The 18,140-nt window shown below is 59.4% G+C and carries 16 protein-coding genes; 7 read left to right on the top strand and 9 right to left on the bottom strand.

The window, feature by feature from the left end:
• The 5 genes from IB232_RS04020 to IB232_RS04040 form a co-directional block, all read left to right on the top strand.
• Positions 1 to 563, top strand: a 563-nt coding sequence (locus IB232_RS04020) for a DUF1302 family protein (protein WP_192397280.1), incomplete at its 5' end; no start/stop codon positions are given.
• An 11-nt stretch (positions 564 to 574) separates the two neighbouring features.
• Positions 575 to 1,936, top strand: a complete 1,362-nt coding sequence (locus IB232_RS04025) for a DUF1329 domain-containing protein (RefSeq protein WP_192397281.1) — start codon at positions 575 to 577, stop codon at positions 1,934 to 1,936.
• Positions 1,937 to 2,175: 239 nt separating this feature from the next.
• Positions 2,176 to 2,910: a hypothetical protein gene (locus tag IB232_RS04030; RefSeq protein WP_318652230.1), complete on the top strand. Its 735-nt coding sequence runs from the start codon at positions 2,176 to 2,178 to the stop codon at positions 2,908 to 2,910.
• Positions 2,911 to 3,035: 125 nt separating this feature from the next.
• The gene (locus tag IB232_RS04035; RefSeq protein ID WP_192397282.1) at positions 3,036 to 3,479 is read left to right on the top strand and encodes a DMT family transporter; all 444 of its coding nucleotides are present in this window, start codon (positions 3,036 to 3,038) and stop codon (positions 3,477 to 3,479) included.
• Between the two features lie 241 nt (positions 3,480 to 3,720).
• The gene (locus tag IB232_RS04040; protein WP_192397283.1) at positions 3,721 to 4,524 is read left to right on the top strand and encodes an acyl-CoA thioesterase; all 804 of its coding nucleotides are present in this window, start codon (positions 3,721 to 3,723) and stop codon (positions 4,522 to 4,524) included.
• A gap of 279 nt (positions 4,525 to 4,803) precedes the next feature.
• Here the strand turns inward: IB232_RS04040 and dmpG are convergent, their stop codons facing one another.
• The 9 genes from dmpG to IB232_RS04085 all read right to left on the bottom strand — a co-directional run bounded on the left by dmpG (position 4,804) and on the right by IB232_RS04085 (position 15,506).
• Positions 4,804 to 5,850, bottom strand: a complete 1,047-nt coding sequence (gene dmpG, locus IB232_RS04045) for a 4-hydroxy-2-oxovalerate aldolase (protein WP_192397284.1) — start codon at positions 5,848 to 5,850, stop codon at positions 4,804 to 4,806.
• Between the two features lie 11 nt (positions 5,851 to 5,861).
• Positions 5,862 to 6,803 (bottom strand): acetaldehyde dehydrogenase (acetylating), encoded by a 942-nt coding sequence (locus IB232_RS04050; RefSeq protein WP_192397285.1) that lies wholly within the window; start codon positions 6,801 to 6,803, stop codon positions 5,862 to 5,864.
• 21 nt (positions 6,804 to 6,824) lie between these two features.
• The gene (locus IB232_RS04055) at positions 6,825 to 7,616 is read right to left on the bottom strand and encodes a 2-keto-4-pentenoate hydratase (protein ID WP_192397286.1); all 792 of its coding nucleotides are present in this window, start codon (positions 7,614 to 7,616) and stop codon (positions 6,825 to 6,827) included.
• A complete protein-coding gene (locus IB232_RS04060) occupies positions 7,613 to 9,352 on the bottom strand; it encodes a bifunctional 3-(3-hydroxy-phenyl)propionate/3-hydroxycinnamic acid hydroxylase (protein WP_192397287.1) in 1,740 nt (579 codons plus the stop codon). Before IB232_RS04060 ends, IB232_RS04055 begins: the two co-directional genes overlap by 4 nt.
• Positions 9,349 to 10,344, bottom strand: a complete 996-nt coding sequence (locus IB232_RS04065) for a VOC family protein (RefSeq protein ID WP_192397288.1) — start codon at positions 10,342 to 10,344, stop codon at positions 9,349 to 9,351. The genes IB232_RS04060 and IB232_RS04065 overlap by 4 nt, the downstream gene beginning before the upstream one ends.
• A gap of 15 nt (positions 10,345 to 10,359) precedes the next feature.
• A complete protein-coding gene (locus IB232_RS04070) occupies positions 10,360 to 11,229 on the bottom strand; it encodes an alpha/beta fold hydrolase (RefSeq protein WP_192397289.1) in 870 nt (289 codons plus the stop codon).
• Between the two features lie 186 nt (positions 11,230 to 11,415).
• Positions 11,416 to 12,783 carry a DUF1329 domain-containing protein gene (locus tag IB232_RS04075; RefSeq protein WP_192397290.1) on the bottom strand — a complete coding sequence of 456 codons (1,368 nt, stop codon included), beginning with the start codon at positions 12,781 to 12,783 and terminating at the stop codon, positions 11,416 to 11,418.
• A gap of 14 nt (positions 12,784 to 12,797) precedes the next feature.
• Positions 12,798 to 14,654 (bottom strand): DUF1302 domain-containing protein, encoded by a 1,857-nt coding sequence (locus IB232_RS04080; protein ID WP_192397291.1) that lies wholly within the window; start codon positions 14,652 to 14,654, stop codon positions 12,798 to 12,800.
• A gap of 243 nt (positions 14,655 to 14,897) precedes the next feature.
• The gene (locus tag IB232_RS04085) at positions 14,898 to 15,506 is read right to left on the bottom strand and encodes a TetR/AcrR family transcriptional regulator (protein ID WP_192397292.1); all 609 of its coding nucleotides are present in this window, start codon (positions 15,504 to 15,506) and stop codon (positions 14,898 to 14,900) included.
• A gap of 297 nt (positions 15,507 to 15,803) precedes the next feature.
• On the opposite strand from IB232_RS04085, the gene IB232_RS04090 reads away from it, so the two are divergent.
• Both IB232_RS04090 and IB232_RS04095 read left to right on the top strand, forming a co-directional pair.
• Positions 15,804 to 16,874 (top strand): amidohydrolase family protein, encoded by a 1,071-nt coding sequence (locus IB232_RS04090; RefSeq protein WP_192397293.1) that lies wholly within the window; start codon positions 15,804 to 15,806, stop codon positions 16,872 to 16,874.
• Positions 16,875 to 16,906: 32 nt separating this feature from the next.
• On the top strand, positions 16,907 to 18,103 hold the full coding sequence (locus tag IB232_RS04095) for an amidohydrolase family protein (RefSeq protein ID WP_225592146.1): 1,197 nt from the start codon (positions 16,907 to 16,909) through the stop codon (positions 18,101 to 18,103).
• Positions 18,104 to 18,140 lie beyond the last annotated feature (37 nt).

Genomic DNA, 18,140 nt, shown 5'->3' on the forward strand with positions numbered 1-18,140 from the left:
CCAACGAGTACATCCAGGGCTATCAGCGCAAGCCAGTGACTCAGGCGCAGGTGTCGCTGACGCAGACCTTTGACCAGGTGCTGAAGGCAACGCGTCTTACTGTAATCGGCGAGGTGGGCTACAACCATATTGCCGATATCGGTGAAGGCAGTGGTGATGAGGCCCGCTTCGGGCGTGACTCGGTATTTGGCTCTGGCGAATACACGCAGCCCTCGCTGCTGGGATCAAGCATCTGCGAAACGTTGCTCAACCCTCAGGTGGAAAACTGCAACGACGACGGTTTCTACACCCAGAACTCTTGGGGCTATCGACTTCGCGCCAACCTTGAGTACACCAACGTCATCGCTGGTATCAACCTGACCCCGACTGTCGCCTGGTCGCATGACGTGGATGGCTATGGCCCCAACTTCAACGAAGGTGCCAAGGCCGTCAGCATCGGTCTGAACGCCGACTACCTGAGTACCTACACCGCCTCGATCACCTATACCGACTTCTTCGGTGGCGATTACAACTCCCTGGTTGACCGCGACTTCCTGTCCGTCACCGTCGGCGCCAATTTTTAAAGGTCAAACTGATGATCACTCTAACCAGACTCGCATCGAGTGTGGCGCTCTGCTGCGCTCTTTCCACCCCTGCTTTTGCCGCTGTTCCAGAAGAACAAGCTGCTCGGCTGGGAAGCTCATTGACTCCGCTAGGTGCCGAGAAAGCAGGCAATGCTGACGGCTCGATTCCTGAGTGGCAAGGCGGCTTACCGAAGGATGCCGGCGACATACAGAACGGCTTTCGCGACAATCCGTTCTCAAGCGAAAAACCCCTCTTTGTCATCAATGCGCAGAACTACGCCCAGTACCAGGACAAGCTCAGTCCCGGTCAAGTCGCCCTGTTCAAGCGTTACCCCGACACCTACAAGATGCCGGTGTACGTGACTCATCGTTCTGCAGGGGTGCCTGACGAGGTAGCGCAAGACATTCGGAAGAACGCCGTCACCACCAAGCTCGTTGAGAATGGCAATGGCATTGAGGGCTTCAAGACGGCGGTTCCTTTCCCGATCCCGCAGAATGGCCTGGAGGCGGTCTGGAACCATATCGCCCGCTATCGCGGCAACACTTCGTTACGGCAGACGTCTCTGGCTGTGCCACAGGCCAATGGCGCCTATGTCCAAGTGGATGCCGATGAGAGGTATGCGCTGGCAGATCGGGTAACGGACTTCGACCCGCAAAGCGCAAGCAATCTCCTCTACTACTACAACTCCAAGATCAATGCCCCGGCCCGCCTGGCAGGCAACGTTCTTCTGGTACACGAGACGCTCAATCAAGTGAAAGAGCCCAGACTTGCCTGGCTCTATAACTCGGGCCAGCGTCGCGTTCGCCGAGCACCGCAGGTCTCCTACGACGGTCCAGGCACGGCCTCTGACGGCATGCGGACAGCCGATGGGCTAGAGCACTTCAACGGTTCCCCGGATCGCTACGAGTGGAAGCTGGTCGGTAAGCGCGAGATGTACATCCCGTACAACAGTTATCTCGCCGCTTCTCCGAAGATCAAGATCAAAGATCTGCTCATGCCGGGGCACCTGAATCCCGAGTTCACACGCTATGAGCTGCATCGCGTTTGGGAGGTGGTGGCAACCCTCAAGCCAGGAGAGCGCCACATCTACGGCAAGCGCCATATCTATATCGACGAGGACACCTGGGCCATCTCGCTGGCGGATCACTACGACAACAGGGGTGCCCTATGGCGTGTTGGAGAGTCGCATCTTCAGTATTTCTACGATGCGCAGATCAGCTATCCGACGCCCGAAGCCCTCTATGACCTGATCGCTGGGCGCTACATCGCATCCGGAATGATCAACGAAAGCAGCAAGCCTTATGACTTCACCTTCAAGGCGTCGAAGAAAGATTTCCTGCCAGCGACGCTGCGCACCATGGGCATTCGGTAAGGCTCGCTCTGAGCCGCCATTGTCGTGGCGTTCAGAGCCCATTGATCGACCGGTGCCTATGTGACCTGCCTGTGCGTAGGCACCACTCCCGTCGACGGCGAAAGCCCGAGACCCTTAGCCGCTTCGGCGGCTTTTTTTATCGCATGCCAGTCCTCTCTACGCAGCCCACTCAGCTGCGAAACAGTGAGCTGGCCGGATCACTGGCGCGTGTGCGTTGGTTACTGCAGGAGCTATCTATCGTGACTATCAACATCAGAACCTTCATTGGCGGTCGCGAGATTCCTCGTGGGCAAGTGTTGGACTGGGAGCGGCGACGGGCGCTAGTTGTACTCAAAAGACTTGGTGGGAAACCCACTGGCAATGAGGATCTGGTGACCCTGAGAAATCAGGTTTTGGATCGAAAAATTGCATTGGGATCGAATGGAATTCGGCAGCTCCTTCAACATGAGCTTGCTATGTCTCAGCCTGTGGCAAATTTTGTTGCCCGGATTTCATATGGCCGTCGTCGCTTCAGCGTCACCGAGCTACTAGTTGATCGAGGCTCTGCAAGCGAATTCGTCGATTGGTTCCTCAAGCGTACAGAGCTGAATGACGAACTGGCGATGCTCGCTGCCTCTCCTGATCACTATGTGATTCAAACGAACGCTAACGGTGCTCAGGAGGTGATTGAGACCACAGGAGGCTCCCCGTTAGTAGGCAGGTTCATGATCGACTATCAGGATCTTTCCAGCCTTCGTTCACCCCCCGATCCTGCGTATCCCTATCAAGCGGCAGGCGTAGCTAAGGCAGAAAACGGACTAGTGATTGGTGGCGTGCGCCACCAGTTTCGTAATGAAGGGCTCGGCTTCCGAGCCAAGCTGACTGTCGAGTTCCCCACGATGATCATTCCTGGGGCTGTTTCTGCCCATCGCTGGCATCTTGCGAGCGAGTTTTCTAACTGGATCGAGGCGGCTTTTGCCCCGCTCTCGGACTAAGAGCATCTGTACGGGGCGTTCCATCCTGTCGCCCGAGATTTCCCTGTACGCATTGATAAGTGACCAAGTGGAAGTCGAAGCCAGCATCTCCCTACAAACCACAGAGCCTAGTTTTGGAGAACACCATGCCCAACTGGTTGCTGCTTGTTATGCCATTGCTCGCAGGTTCCATGCTTACCCTGCAAGCAGGCATAAACGGGCTGGTTGCGAGAACCCTCCCTGGGGTACTCGCAGCATCACTGGTTTCATTCTCAGTTGGTGCCGCGGCCTTACTGCTGCTGGCTTGGGTGAATCGGGATTTGCCCACCTGGCTTGCCCTTAGAGAGATGAGTTGGTGGCAATGGGGAGGCGGGCTACTCGGCGCCTTTTTCATTGCTACCGCAGCGTTCTGCGGGCCTCGCATTGGGGCGGTGCTCTTCATGGCCCTGGTGTTGGCTGGCCAGCTAGGGATGGCTCTACTGCTCGATCACAACGGATGGGCTGGCTTTCGTGCGTCACCTATCACGGTTGGCAAGGCTGCGGGTTTGGTGCTCATCGTTAGTGGCGTTTGGCTCATTCGACGGGGCTAGAAAGAGACATCGGCAATGTCCGCTATTGGTAAGAAAGGATGCGGATGACCTAGCAACAGCGCATCAGTGCGGTCTTGCAGGATGACAATCTGGCCTGGGCTTGCTGAGCCAGATCTTCGGTGGCGTTCTACTTGCGCGGGCGCTGGTCACACCCGATGTGCGTGACCGGGATTGCGCGGCTTATTCTCTGCACTCGAAACTCAACTGCTGAATCCTCATACCAACAGACGAGAAACCTGATATGTCACTGCATTCGTTGGATGCCGCCATCGCACTGAGCTCTATCCAGGAGGGCCTGTTACGCGGCCATTTCGGCGGTAGCTATGCCAACATGGTGGGGCCATTCGGCGGCATTATTGCCGCAACCTTGCTCAATGGCGTTCTGACCAATCCAGGATGCCTGGGGCAACCAGTTGCCATGACGGTGAATTTCGCCGGTGTTGTCGCTGATGCCGAGTTTGATGTGACAGTGCAACTCGCACGTGCAACCCGAACAACGCAGCACTGGGTGTTAGCGCTAAACCAGCTAGGAAAGACAGTGGTGACTGCGACGGCGATGACTGCGCAGCGCCCGGAGTCTGGCTGGCAGGCGACAGATCTGGTCATGCCCGAGGTGCCTGCGGTGACTCAGGTCACACGCCTGGACACGCGGATGTATCCGGGGTGGGCCAAGAACTACGCACTCCATGTCATTGATGGCGGTCTGCAGCCCGGTAGCGAACCCTTAGGGGCAACAACCCGCCTGTGGGTACGTGATGAGCCGCCTCGCCCGCTGGATTTCTTGTCTTTGATGGCGATCAGTGATGTTTTCTTTCCGCGAGTATTCGTGCGTCGTCAGCAGATGATGCCAGCGGGCACAGTGTCTCTGACCACTTATTTCCACGCGGACGCCGAGTCGCTGGCACGCCAGGGGGATCGTGCCCTGCTGGGCGTGGCACGCGCCAACCGATTCCATCGCGGCTTTTTCGACCAGTCGGCGGAGCTGTGGGGGGCTGATGGTGAGCTATTGGTGACCACTCATCAAATGGTCTATTTCAAGGGCTAAATGTGAGGCAATTGTCGTCTCTAGGGCGTGAACTCTAGAGATACGACCGGCCCCGTTAGTCGAATGGCAGCTATCTGATGCGACAGGCTCAGAGCGGCCAGAAGCGGCCGTTGAGAAGCAGCATCTATGTCTAAAAAAGCGGGATAGCAGATTAAATCCACTATCCCGTTGCTCGGAAATTCCCGTGGTTGTGCTGATCTCTATGAGCATTCCGAACTATCGGTCACGAGCCCAATCGCGGCATTCCCAGCGGGCTAAACCTACCTAGTCCTGCCCCAATCAGGTGGGGAGCACTTGGCTTGAACCTGATCGCTTAAGCAAATCTAGGGCGACGTCGACGATCATGTCTTCCTGGCCGCCGACCATGCGCCGCATTCCTAGCTCAACCAGGATATCCAGGGTCTTGAGACCGTATTTGGCAGCAGCGACTTCTGCATGGCGCAGGAAGCTGGAGTACACGCCGGCGTAGCCGAGACCGAGGGTTTCGCGGTCGACGCGCACGGGGCGATCCTGCAGAGGACGGACGATGTCGTCGGCTGCGTCCAACAGGGTGTAGAGGTCTGTGCCGTGATTCCACCCCATACGCTCGGCAGCAGCGATAAATACCTCCAGCGGTGCGTTGCCGGCGCCGGCACCCATGCCGGCCAGACTGGCATCGATGCGGTCGCAGCCTTCTTCCACCGCGACGATGGAGTTGGCCACCCCGAGGCTTAGATTGTGGTGGGCATGCATCCCAGTCTGTGTTTCCGGATTGAGAACCGCCTTGAATGCGCGCATGCGGTCGCGGATGTCATTCATGTTCATCGCGCCGCCGGAGTCAGCCATGTAGATGCACTGCGCCCCGTAGCTCTCCATAAGCTTGCCTTGGCGGGCCAGCTCTTCGGGCGGAACCATATGGCTCATCATCAAGAACCCTACAGTATCCATCCCTAGCTCGCGGGCGTATTCGATGTGCTGCTTCGATACGTCCGCCTCAGTGCAGTGGGTGGCGACGCGCACCGTGCGAGCGCCGGCCTCATATGCATTCTTCAGGTCATGCACGGAACCGATGCCGGGCAGCAGCAACGTGGCGATCGTGGCATGGCTAATCTCGCTGGCTACAGCCTCTATGTACTCGAGATCGGAATGGCGACCGAAACCATAGTTGAACGAGGAGCCCTGCAGGCCATCGCCATGGGCCACCTCGATGGAGTCGACCTTAGCCTTGTCTAGGGCACGGGCGATGGCGCGCACGTCTTCCAGGCGGTACTGGTGTCGGATCGCATGGCTGCCGTCGCGCAGGGTGACATCGGAGATATACAGCTTCTTGCTCGGATCGAAAGTCATTTGCTCGCTCCTCAGCCGTTGAGCATGGATTGGGCCATTCGCTCGGCGGTGGCAAGCGCGGCGGAGGTCATGATGTCGAGGTTTCCGGCGTAGGCCGGCAGGTAGTGGGCGGCGCCTTCGACTTCGAGGAACACCGAGGTCTTCAGCCCGGAGAACTGGCCGTGACCGGGGATGTTCAGCGGTTCGGATTCAGGGATGAGATCGAACTGCACCTCCTGCTTCAGTCGGTAGCCGGGAACGTAGGCCTGCACCGCGGCAGCCATCTCCTTGATGCTTGCTTCGACCTTGGCTTGGTCGGCAGCCTCGGAGAGCACGAACACGGTGTCGCGCATAATCAGCGGCGGCTCGGCCGGGTTCATGATGATGATGGCCTTACCCTTAGCTGCTCCACCGATTACCTCGATCGCTTTGCTGGTGGTCTCGGTGAACTCGTCGATATTGGCGCGAGTACCGGGGCCGGCAGACTTGCTGGCGATGGAGGCGATGATCTCGGCGTAGTGGACTTTAGCCACCCGCGATACTGCAGCGACCATGGGTATGGTGGCCTGCCCCCCGCAAGTGACCATGTTGACGTTGAGCTGGTCGAGATTCTGTTCCAGGTTCACCACTGGCACGCAGTACGGGCCAATTGCTGCCGGGGTCAGATCGATCAGGCGGATGCCAGGTTTAACTGCACGCAGATAACCTGAATTCCAGACATGTGCGCCGGCACTGGTGGCATCGAATACGAAATCGATTTCCTGAAAAACAGGCAGTCGGCATAGACCTTCGACGCCTTCGTGGGTAGTAGCGACGCCCATGCGTGCCGCCCGGGCCAGGCCGTCCGAGGCTGGGTCGATGCCGACCATGGCGCCCATTTCCAGATGCTGCGCATTGCGCATAACCTTGATCATCAGGTCGGTGCCGATGTTGCCGGAACCAACGATGGCTACTTTCAATTTCTTGGTGCTCATTCAGTTCTCCAGGCCCGTGGCTCAGTAGAAGCGGCAGCTGACTTCGCCCAGGCGAGTCAGACGTAGGTGTAGGTGATCGCCGGGGTCGACCATAGTCATGGGGCCTAGGGCGCCCGAGAGCAGGACGTCACCCGCTAGCAACGGGCGGCCGAACTCAGCCATGGTGCGAGCCAGCCAGAGGCAGGCGTTCAGCGGATTCCCTAGACAAGCCGCTCCAACGCCGATTGAGGCCTGGCTGCGGTTTTTCTCCAGCAACATGCCCTCGAGGCGCAGATCCAATGCGGACAAGCGGGTGGGTTGCTTGCCCAGCACATAGAGGGCGGACGAGGCGTTGTCGGCCACCGTATCAACCAGGGTGATTTTCCAGTCGGCGATTGCGGAGTCGACGATCTCAATCGCCGGGAGCAGGTACTCCACCGCGCTCATCAGCTCGGCCAGCGTGGTGTCGGCATTGGGCAGGTCACGACCGAGCACGAAGGCGATCTCGCCCTCTGCCTTGGGCTGGATGAGGCGGCTGCAATCGACCCCATCGCCGTCGGCGATCTCCATGTCGGCGAACAACATGCCGAAGTCTGGCTGGTCGACACCCAACTGCTGCTGCACCGCGGTGGACGTCAGACCAACCTTCCGTCCAACGAGCCGCCGCCCCTGTTCCAGGGCGCGCTGGGTATTGATCTCTTGTACGGCATAAGCGCCGGCCAGGGTGGTGATACCGAAGGTCGCTGAAATCTGAGCGCAGGGCTCTCGCAGCTGTCGCGCCTGCGTCAATGCGTCGGCAGCCTGCTCCAGTTTCATCAGGGCATCGAGGCTCATGCGCTCTTCCTCATGTCGGGGAGATTCGCTTGGCCGGAAACCAGGTTCGGCTGCCAGCCGAGCTGACGTTTGAGTTCGCCCAGCGCAGCGTCCAGTTGCTCGGCCGGCAACAGGGCGAAGACAAACTTGTCCGGGCGCACCACGGCTACCAGGTCTCGGCCGCGCCCAGCGCGCTTGAACCAACGCACCAGGTCCTCACCCGGCTCCTCGACCTCGATCAAATCCGCGGGGCTGAAACGTTGCACGTCCATGCCCTGCGGGCGGCCGCCGAAGGGGAACAGCGTGACGTAGCGAGTATTTAGCGCAGCTAGGAACTGCTGAGACTCGGCCGAAAGGGAAACCCGGGGATTGTTCTCCAGGCCAAGCAGCGCGAAATCCTCACCCAGTACTTCGTCGAGCGGCACGCGCTTACCCTTGAACGTGCGTACCTCCGGCTGGGGCAGCAAAGTGCCCGCAACGTCGCGGCGACCGCTTCTAGGCAGGCCCAGGTACGAACCGGGCTTGTAGGTCGGGGTGGGCTTGAAGCCCCCCTCGCGCAGCCATTTGCCCACCACCGGAGTGGCGTTCATGGCCCTGACCACGAAATTGCGCAGCGCGGTCTTGAACGGGTTCGACATCGAGACGAAGTCTTTCATCATCACCGAGATGTCGATCATCGCCTTGGCATGGTGGTACCGCTCGGAGCCGTAGGTATCGAGCAACTTGTCGGCGGCCTTGCCACGCAGCACGGCTTCCAACTTCCAGGCCAAGTTGTAGGCATCGCGAACGCCTGAACTCATGCCCTGGCCCATAAACTGAGGGGTCATGTGCGCCGCATCGCCGGCCAGCAGTACCCGACCCTGGCGCCACTCACGGGCAACCAGGGCGTTGAAGGTGTAGACCAGCTTGCGCTTGACCTCGAACTTGTCGGGGTCGACATAGCGGCTTAGCAGTTGGCGGACGGTGGCCGGGTCCTCCATGTACTCCTTGGTCTGGCCGGGCATCAGCATGAACTCGAAGCGATGGAAGCGCCCAGGCTGCGGGCAGCTGACTACAGGGCAGTCGGGGTCGCAGATGAAGTTAAAGTAAGGAATGTGGCGCAGCGCGTCTTCCCCGTCCTTCATCTCCAGATCGACCACCAGCCAGGGCTCGGGGAAGTTCTTGCCATCCATACCGATGCCGAGCTTCTCGCGCACCGTGCTACGCCCGCCGTCCGCGCCGACCAGGTAGCGCGCCTTGAGAGTCATCGGTGCCGGATCTACTTCAAGATCAACGCGGCTACCGTCACCATCGCCGAAGCGGCAGTTTTGCGTGGCCTGGTGTGTGAGCGTGACAAGCTCGCCATTCTGCTCGAAGTCCACCAGTTCGCGCCCACGCACCACTTTCACCGTTGGGTGATTGGCCAGCAGATCACTGAGCTTGGTCTCCAGCCAGGGCTGGTAGAGGAAATTGATCACCGGCCAGCCGAAGCTGCGCTTGAGTTGCCAGTAGCGACCGATTACCCGCCCATCCGGGAATGTCCATTGCGCGGGTGTATCGATCTGCATGTCACTCGCCAGGTCCTTGGCCACGCCCGCAGCCTGCATCACGCGCATGCACTCGTCGTCGGTGTAGACCGCACGGGCATTTCCGTAGAACACAGGCTCACGCTCCAGCACGATGACCGAGAGACCGCGCTTGCCGAGCAAATGGGCCAAGGTGGCGCCGGTTGGACCGAGGCCGGCGATGACAACGTCGACGATTTCAGAATTGTTCATGGCTGTTCCTGCAGCGGGGAGTACTCGGCCCTGCGCAGCGAGCGCAGACCTTGGCCGAAGTTGCTCAGGTTGGTCTTGAGCTTGTTCCAGGTACCAAGCTTTTGTGGCTTGTGGCCCCACAGGCTGATGCCCTGGTAAGTCGCGATCTGCCAGCTAGCCTCGTCGACTTCCAGGGCGTTCCAGCCCAGCTCCAGCTCGAAGCCGGAGGGAGTGAGGACGTAGAACGACTGCTCGCGGTCGTTGGGGTGTTCGCCGATTTCATGAGCCATCTCGAAGCCCAACTGGCGGCAACGCATGAAGGCGTCGGTCAGCCCGCCGACCGAGGTGGTCAGCAGGTTCATGTGCTGGGCCTTGGTGCGGATCGGGTCGAGCGCAAGGCCACGAACCTGGGCGATCGCGATCGAGTGGTGGCGCGGATTGACGCGGAAGAATTCGATGTCGACGGTCACGCCGGCCAGCTGCTCGACGATGGTGTCGCTCTGCCGGGCATCGAAGATTTCCTGCCAGAAGCGGCGCATGTCCTTGCCGCGACGGCTGGTGATCGCCAGGTGGCCCATACCAGCGTCACCGGTGATGAAGCCTTCACTGAGCATGCTCAGAGGCTCGTCGGTGGTAAGCGGCTCGATGAACAGCTCGATGGCCATGCGCTTAGGCCCCATCACTCGCCAGAAACGCACCACGCCTCGTTCTGCAGCTTCGCCTGCGCTGCCCTCGTGGACAGCGATACCGCGCGTCTTCAGTCGCTGGAGAACAATGTTCAGCGTGTCTTGGTCTTTCAGTTGCCAGCCGACAGCGGCAAAGTCCTCCGCCGGCCCATGTTTGACGATGATGCGGCGTTGATGGTGGTCCATGCGAAACGCCAGCAGCGGGCCATCCACCTGCTCCAGGTGAAGACCGATACCGTTTTGCAACAGTGCCTGCCAGCGCTCCAGCTGGATCGACTCGATAACCACATAGCCCATACTGCTGGCGCCGAAGATGTCCTGTTTCATAGGTACTCCGCGTGCTTAGGCCGGGGTATGGCAGGCGAGGAAGCCAGCAGTGACAGCGTTGAATTCGCTTGCACGCTCCCACTGCACCCAGTGCCCAGTTTTGCTGAACAGGTACAGGTCGCAGTTGGGCATGCGCTTGCGCAGTGTCTCCCCGCCGCTGGGACGATTGACCTTGTCGTCTGCACCCCACAGAACCAGTGTCGGCACCTGGCACTGGTCGAGGCGTGCGTCGCGGGTGAAGTCCATGCGCAATGCGGCTTTCAGGCCTGGCGGGCGGCGCAGCGGCGGAGCAGCAACCACTTCCGGATCGATGCTGGAGCGGTAGCGCTCGGTGATCATGGCGTCGGTCACCAGGCTGCCGTCATAAACCAGGTATTCGCGGATGAAGCGGGTGATCTTCTCCAGCGTCGGGCCTTCACCGTTGTAGTAGTCGAGCAGTTGATTCAGCCCCTTGGTGGGCAGACTGCGCGTTGTGTTGATACCTCCCGGCCCCATCAGTACGAGGGCCGAAACGCGCGACGGTGCCTCCAGGGCCATACGCAATGCGCAGGCTCCGCCGAGGGAGTTGCCAACCACGTGGGCAGACTTGATCTGCAGCACATCGAGCAGGCCGAGCATGCTTTTGGCCAGATCGCCGAAGGAGTCGCTCCGGTCCAAACCTTTGGTCGACTGGCCATAGCCGGGCATATCCACCACCAGAACACGGAACTGCTTGGCCAGTGCTTCGATGTTGCGCGAGTAGTTGGACATCCCAGATGCGCCTGCACCGCCACCGTGCAGCATGAGTAGAGGATGGCCCTGGCCAACCTCGCTGATAAATATCTGCCGCCGGCCAACGCTGACGTGACGGGATGTAAGACCTGGAATGGCTGCGTTGCTGGTCATGTGCGCTCCAGAAATACCTGCTTGTTGTTGTGCCCTACAAATCTACAACTGCTCATAAATGAGCACAAGTGTTCATTTGAGGACTAAATTGATCTTTCGGCTGCGGTAAGCGTTTCTTTTAAAAAAGCCGCCCCGAAGGGGCGGCGAGGGTCTCGGGCGGAACGCCTTCGACTGGAGTAACTGGAATCAGCGAATGCCTGCGTTGCGCAAAGCAGCTGGGGTGTACTCAGAGGACAGGGAGGAGAAGCCGAACTCGATCGGATCCTTCTCTTCGTTACGCATGCCGGAGACGATGTAGCGGCCATTAATCAGGTCATACAGCGCTTCCACCCCCAGCCAGGGAACCTGTATGTCGTAGCGCGGCGTCAGGTGCCCCTCGGCGGTTCGCCAGAGTGAGCCTCGCGAGTCGTAGTGATCGGCCAGGGCGATCTGCCAGGAGTCTTCATCAATGAAGAACACTCGCTTGGCGTAGATGTGGCGCTCACCCTTCTTCAAGGTGCCCTCGACCTGCCATACGCGGTGCAGCTCATAGCGAGTGTGAGTCGGGTTCAGGTGGCCGGGCTGGACGATGTCGCTGTACTTCAGCGTTGGCGAGTCCAGCTTGAAGCTGTTGTAAGGGATGTAGATCTCGCGCTTGCCCACCAGCTTCCAGTCGTAACGGTCAGGTGCCCCGTTGTACATGTCCAGGTTGTCGGCGACCCGCTGCCCCTCGGAGGCCGGGTAAGGCCCGTCGTAGGAAATTTGCGGAGCGCGGCGCACGCGACGCTGGCCGGCGTTGTAGATCCAGGCCATCCGCGGCTCTTTCACCTGGTTCAGGGTCTCGTGCACAAGCACCACATCGCCGGCCTGGCGCGCTGGCGCGGTGACCAACTGCTTGTAGTAGAACAGGACGTTACCGGGGTTAGCCGGATTGAAATCCTTGATCCGGTCGCGGAAGGTGAACTGCTGCTTGAAGTACACCGGAACAAACTTGCCGCTAGCCAGCGGCGTGGCCTGTACATGGTTCCGTTTGGCGCTGCCACCGCGGTAGCGGGTGATGTGATTCCACACGACTTCCAGGCCGTTCTGAGGGATCGGGAAGGGGATGGCCGTGGAAAAATCGGACAGTCCGTTGCCGCCCTCAACCATGCTGGTTTTGGTCGCGTTGCTTTTGGCGGCCTTGTAGACCTCGTCCGGCAGACCGACGCTGCGATGGCTCGGGTAAACCGGAATCTGATAGCTGGCGGCATAGCGTTTGAGCATCGCCTGCTGTCCGGGAGTCAGCTTGTCTTGGTACTGCGCAACGTTCTGCGCGGTGATGGTGAATAGTGGTTGCTCATCGGCGAATGGGTCGCTGGGAAAACCAGTGGCGCTAACGACACCAGCATCCTTGGTCAGGCCACCGGTCCAGGCCGGGATGCTGCCGTCGGCATTACCGGCCATCTCTGCGCCTAACGGGGTCAAAGTGGTGCCGAGCTGATTGGCCTGGTCGGCGCTGACGGCCGCCCAGCTAGCGCTGCTGTATAGGGCATAGGCAAGGGCGAGCGAGTACGCCGAGAGGGTCTTGTTGTTCATTGTTGGTACTCCACTTAGAACGACACGGCGAAGCTCAGGGCGACGTAGTCGCGATCTGCGTTCGCGTTGTAATCGCCACCGAAGTAGTCGGTGTAGGCAAGGCTGGCGGTGTAGGTGTTGAGGTAAACGGCATCCAGACCGAGGCTGATGGCCTTGGAGCCTTCGTTGAAGCCGGGCTCCGGTCCGTAACCGTTGACGTCATGGGACCAGGCCAGACTGGGCTTGAGCTCGATACCGTCGATCAGGTTGCTGTACTCCCAGATCGCTCGAACCCGGTAACCCCAGGCGTTGCTCGTGGTGAAGCCGTCGTCGGTGCAGTACTGAGGGGTTCTGGTGTTGATCTGGTTGGTGCAGACGCTGTTGTCGGCCAGCTCTCCCATGCCGAAGGTGGTGCTGCGACCGTAGCGCAGACCGTCGCCGCCCATGCCGCTGACATGCACCAGACCCGCCTCGCCTACCAGAGTCAGGCGGTCAGCGCCCATCACTTGGTCGAAGAAGTGCGTGGCAGTTACCTGCGCCTGGGTCACTTCCTTGCGCTGGTATCCCTTGAGTACTGCGCTGTTGGCTGCCGTGAAGTAGCCGGAAGACAACACCGGCGAGGCGCCTGGGTCACCCGAAGCAGCGGAGATGATGTCGACCGGGCTGATCTGGATCGGCATGTTCGGCCGGTAGCTGATCTCGCCGGCGAGGGTGGTGCCAGTGGCGAGGATGGTGCTGAAACTCAGCCCGTACAGCTGGATGTCTTCTGGATAGTCGGCGAAGTACTTCGACGTCCCCAGGCGATAAGCCTGGGTCAGTGCCTGGCCCTGGGCGCTACCGAGGACGACATTGCACAGCGCCGGATTGTTGATGCCGATATTGGCGCAGGCCTGGCTGCCAAAACCGAGATCAGCCATGTGCGGGCTGCTAATGCCACTGATGAATGGCATGCGGCTGTGATAGTTCATGAAGTAGGCAGCGAATTCGCTGTCTAGCTCTGGGGCAAACCAGCGCAGTGCCGTGCCCCATTGACCGTTGTCGCGGGCGTCGTTGTCACCGGCGCGGGGGACGCGAATACCTTCACCGGTCAAGTCGACGCCGAAGGGCGACAATGCGGATTGCGCCAGGGCGTTCTGGTCCAGCACTGGGCCGGCCACAAGGCCAGTACAGCCGTCGGCGATAGCATCATTGGGAGCGAAGAAGGTGCCGCAGTTGTCGATGACGCTCTGGTCCCACTCCAGCTGGTAGAACATCTCGGCGGTCAGGTTGTCGGTGAAGTTCTGCGATAGGTAGACCATGTTGACCGGGATCAGCGCTTCCTTGATCTCCGATCCAGGGCGGCGGAACGCGGCCACGTCCACTGGGTTGATGCTGTTGATACCGCCTTGGATAAAGGTGCTCTCGCCCCAGCTGACGACCTGTTTGCCAACGCGTACGGTGCCTGGCAGGTCGGCAACGGTGTAGTTGTGATAGGCGAAGGCGTCGAGCAACTGTATGCCACTGGACTGGGCACCGGTCTTGCGGCCGTGATCGTCGATGTCCTTGAACGGGCGACTCTCGTCCTTCAGCTCGAAGTCGTACCAGTACTTACCGCGGAGGAAGACGCCAGTCTCGCCGTAGCTCAACTGAAGATCGTGGATTCCCTTGAATACCTTGGAGAACGTCTCGCCCTTTTCGAAGTTGCGTCGACCATCGTCGGTAACGCTGCTGCCGAGCAGATCGGGATCTGGGTTGCGCAGCGACCAGCTGGCACCGATTGAGAGGGTGGAGTCCAGCTGGCCATCGATCTCGCCGACAGAAAAGTCGATGGCTTGGGCCGACGTGGAAAACAAGGTTGCAAGGCTGATGGCACTGGCAAGGCGTGCTGGCCGCCATTGGGGTTGCTTGAACATCTTCACTACCTCTTGTTGTTCTTGTATTGCGACGCTGGCCCTTTTTCGGGACGAGCCGGCCCGTACGGGTCATCGGGGGTTCGATGAAGTCCGTATGTTTGGAATGGGTGGGTACTACGCCCTGCGCACTAGCGGGCGCTTGCTTAGCAGAAGTGCCTGACTGGCCTAAGCTGCGAGTTCACTTTTTTCAGGCAATAAGCTCCTCCTGCGCATCTCGTGGTGCGCTTTGCAGAACCGGGTTTATCAGTCGTTCAGAGTGGGTAGCTCTGGGAGTGGAGCAGTGGCAAATGCTCGAGCTTCGTCTGCCGGTACGCCCAGTCCGCGAAGGACAAACTCCGCGGTATCTGCTCCTGCATCACGCCATGTCTTGTGTCCTTGCAGGACGAGACTGATGGCCAGCAGAACCGCACCGGCGATGAGGCCAATGGCAGACAGGAGTTGGTCTTGGCGGAAGCTGTAGCGCTGGCAGGCGAGGCCTTCCAACACGTCTCTCACTGGAGGGCCATCCCACAAGGCCTGCATCGATACGTGCGAAGCGCCGTAGCGGACGAGGAAGCTGCCCCAATGGCGCTCCTCATGGGCTCGGCGAATATAGAAGCGAATGCCGTTGGACACCCGTTGCGCCGGGTCTAGACCAGGGGCCGCGCTCCTTCCAACGCGCTCGTTCATCTCGGATGCCAGCTCAGTGGCTACCGTCTCGAACAACGTTTCGATGGATTCGAGATTCTTGTAGATGGTGTTACGCGCGAGCCCAGCCTTCTGTGCCAGCTCGCTGACGTTAACGTCCACTAGCTCCTTCTGGGCAAACAGTTGGAGGGCAGCCTCATGAATGCGCTTTTGAATGATGCTCACGGATTTAAACCTTTGAAACGTCGACTGCGCACAAGTGAACACCTCTGCTCACCATAAAGCAACCGGTGATTCGCTTATTTTTTGTTCACATACCGCCAAGAAGGACATCAGGATGCGTCTATAACAGGTAGTACAGCGATTTTTAGAGGAGTTGCAGTAGTGCTCAGGCGCTGACCACATGCACTTTCATCTGTTTTCTACCCTTGACCTATATGAACACTAGTGATCATCATGGAGCGAATGTGTTAGCGGTGAGTCGCTGGCCGACTCGAATTCCATGCTCGCCGAGGTATCCACATGGCTATCAAGCAAGGGCGCATAGACGTCCACCACCATGTAATCCCCCCTGCATTCGTCAAAACCATGCAAGCCAAGGGGATTGAGAAGGTCGCGGGCGCCCTGCTTCCCAAATGGACACCGGAGAAATCCATCGCCGTTATGGATGCCAACGGCATCCAAACGGCGATCACCTCCCTCTCTGCGCCAGGCGTTCACTTCGGTGATGGAGTAGCTCAGGCAGTCGACCTAGCCAGGCGCTGCAATGAATACTCCGCAGAGATGATGGCGCAGTACCCGGGGCGTTTCGGCTTCTTCGCGGTGCTACCCATGCCCTTCACTGCACAAGCCTGCAGCGAAGCCGTCTACGCCCTGGATGTGCTGAAAGCCGACGGTGTAGTTCTGCTGGGTAGCACTGACGGGCATTTCCTTGGCGACCCACTGTTCGATGAACTGATGAGCGAGTTGGATCGCCGTCGAGCAGTGGTCTTCGTGCACCCCAACTTGCATGAAACCAGCGTCAACATCGGCCTCAACATGCCGGGTTTTCTCATCGAGTTTCTCTGCGACACCACGCGTGCGGCGATCAACCTGATTCTGACCGGAACCCAGGAGAAGTACCCCAATACCCGTTGGATTCTGGCTCATGCCGGTGGATTCCTGCCGTTTGTGGCCGGGCGACTGAACACGGTGAATATCCCCGACCTAGAGCGGCACGCACCACAGGGTGTTCAGCACTACATCGAGCGTTTCTATTTCGATACCGCGCTGTCGCCGTCGCGCTACTCCATGGTGGCCCTGAAGGAGCTGGTCGATCCTTCACACATACTGTTCGGCAGCGACTTCCCATTCGCGCCGGCTCCCGCTTCGGCACTGCAATGCCGCACCCTGGATGACTCCGATCTATTCCCCGAGTCGATCAAGTACGGCCTCGCCCGAGGCCATGCCCTCGAGCTCTTCCCTCAGTACCGCCATTCCGTCGAAGCCGTCGCCGCTCTCCCCATTTATGAGAGCGAGTCCGTAGCAGGACGCTTGCGACGAGCGATGACCGGGCCGATGTCATCGTTGGTCGAGTCCATGCGCAACCGCTGATGTGGGTTTAAGTACAAGAACAAGAGGTGGTCATGAAACGTCGTACATTCGTCGCGGGCGCCGGCGCGCTCGTGGGCGCAGGGGTGCTCGCATCGAACATGAAAAGCGAACCAGAAATGAGCCTTGTGAAGAACGCTGATCCTCGTGAAGACGCGGCGGCCATCGCTGCAGTCGAGAAGTCCGGTGTGATCGATGTGCATCGCCATATCGTGCCTCCTGCCATGCGAGACCTTCTCGCGCGTCGCAACACGAGAACACTTGCCGGGCAGGAACTTCCCGATTGGTCGCCTGAGCAGTTCATCGCATCCATGCAAACTGAGGGAGTGCAGACCGCAATCACCTCGGCGGTTCTGCCTGGCATCCAGGTTGGTGAGGCTGAGCTGGCCGCCTTCTCTCGCGGCAGCAACGAGTTCTCACGTGAATTGGCCGATCGCTACAAGAGCCGAATAGGCTTTTTTGCGCATCTGCCATTGCCTTACACCCAGCAGGCATGTGTCGAAGCCATCTATGCGCTCGACACCTTGAAGGCAGACGGCGTGGTCCTGATGGCCAGCAACGATGGGAAGTTCCTGGGCGATCCACTGTTCGAGGAGCTGATGCACGAGCTGAACGAGCGCAGCGCCATCGTCTTCATCCACCCCAATGTTCCGGCCACTGACCCACTCGGCCTGGCCACTCCATTGAGCGTGATCGAATACCCTTGCGACATCACTCGGGCGGGGCTGAATCTGATCCTGTCGGGCACGATGGAGCGCTTTCACAAGATCCGCTGGATTCTTGCTCATGCCGGAGGCTTCCTGCCCTATGTCGCATGGCGGGCCTCCCTGGCGAATACCATGATCGAGTACAGGGACACAGCGACTCAAGGTGTGCTGACTTACCTGAGACGCTTCTACCTGGATACAGCCACATCGATTTCTCGCTCATCGATGGCCACGTTGCGCGAATTGGTCGACCCAAGCCGACTGCTGTTCGGCACCGATGCTCCATTCGCTTCTGGCGCCCAGGGCCAGCAACAGATCAAGGAGTTGGTTGCATCCAACTTCTGGAGCGCTGGCGAAGCTTCACGCGTCGAACGCAGCAACGCACTTAGCCTGTTCCCAACCTACAAGCAGCCAGACGAATCTGTAGCTGCATTGCCAGTTTTCGAGCAGGAGTCATTTACCAGTGAGACCAAGCGGCAGGTACTGTCGCCACTTCGCTCGATTGCTCAGAAGCTGAGGGAGTGACAAGCAATGTCCGCTCTTGGCCGATAGCGGCCGCCTA

Origin of the sequence: Pseudomonas sp. PDM15 (assembly GCF_014851565.1) — a bacterium.
GTDB lineage: Bacteria > Pseudomonadota > Gammaproteobacteria > Pseudomonadales > Pseudomonadaceae > Aquipseudomonas.

What these genes read in the sequence shown, in the direction of transcription:
- IB232_RS04025 (WP_192397281.1), top strand. Translation starts at nt 575, where the DNA reads ATGATCACTCTAACCAGACTCGCATCGAGTGTGGCGCTCTGCTGCGCT.
- IB232_RS04035 (WP_192397282.1), top strand. Translation starts at nt 3,036, where the DNA reads ATGCCCAACTGGTTGCTGCTTGTTATGCCATTGCTCGCAGGTTCCATG.
- IB232_RS04040 (WP_192397283.1), top strand. Translation starts at nt 3,721, where the DNA reads ATGTCACTGCATTCGTTGGATGCCGCCATCGCACTGAGCTCTATCCAG.
- dmpG (WP_192397284.1), bottom strand. Translation starts at nt 5,850, where the DNA reads ATGACTTTCGATCCGAGCAAGAAGCTGTATATCTCCGATGTCACCCTG.
- IB232_RS04050 (WP_192397285.1), bottom strand. Translation starts at nt 6,803, where the DNA reads ATGAGCACCAAGAAATTGAAAGTAGCCATCGTTGGTTCCGGCAACATC.
- IB232_RS04055 (WP_192397286.1), bottom strand. Translation starts at nt 7,616, where the DNA reads ATGAGCCTCGATGCCCTGATGAAACTGGAGCAGGCTGCCGACGCATTG.
- IB232_RS04060 (WP_192397287.1), bottom strand. Translation starts at nt 9,352, where the DNA reads ATGAACAATTCTGAAATCGTCGACGTTGTCATCGCCGGCCTCGGTCCA.
- IB232_RS04065 (WP_192397288.1), bottom strand. Translation starts at nt 10,344, where the DNA reads ATGAAACAGGACATCTTCGGCGCCAGCAGTATGGGCTATGTGGTTATC.
- IB232_RS04070 (WP_192397289.1), bottom strand. Translation starts at nt 11,229, where the DNA reads ATGACCAGCAACGCAGCCATTCCAGGTCTTACATCCCGTCACGTCAGC.
- IB232_RS04075 (WP_192397290.1), bottom strand. Translation starts at nt 12,783, where the DNA reads ATGAACAACAAGACCCTCTCGGCGTACTCGCTCGCCCTTGCCTATGCC.
- IB232_RS04080 (WP_192397291.1), bottom strand. Translation starts at nt 14,654, where the DNA reads ATGTTCAAGCAACCCCAATGGCGGCCAGCACGCCTTGCCAGTGCCATC.
- IB232_RS04090 (WP_192397293.1), top strand. Translation starts at nt 15,804, where the DNA reads ATGGCTATCAAGCAAGGGCGCATAGACGTCCACCACCATGTAATCCCC.
- IB232_RS04095 (WP_225592146.1), top strand. Translation starts at nt 16,907, where the DNA reads ATGAAACGTCGTACATTCGTCGCGGGCGCCGGCGCGCTCGTGGGCGCA.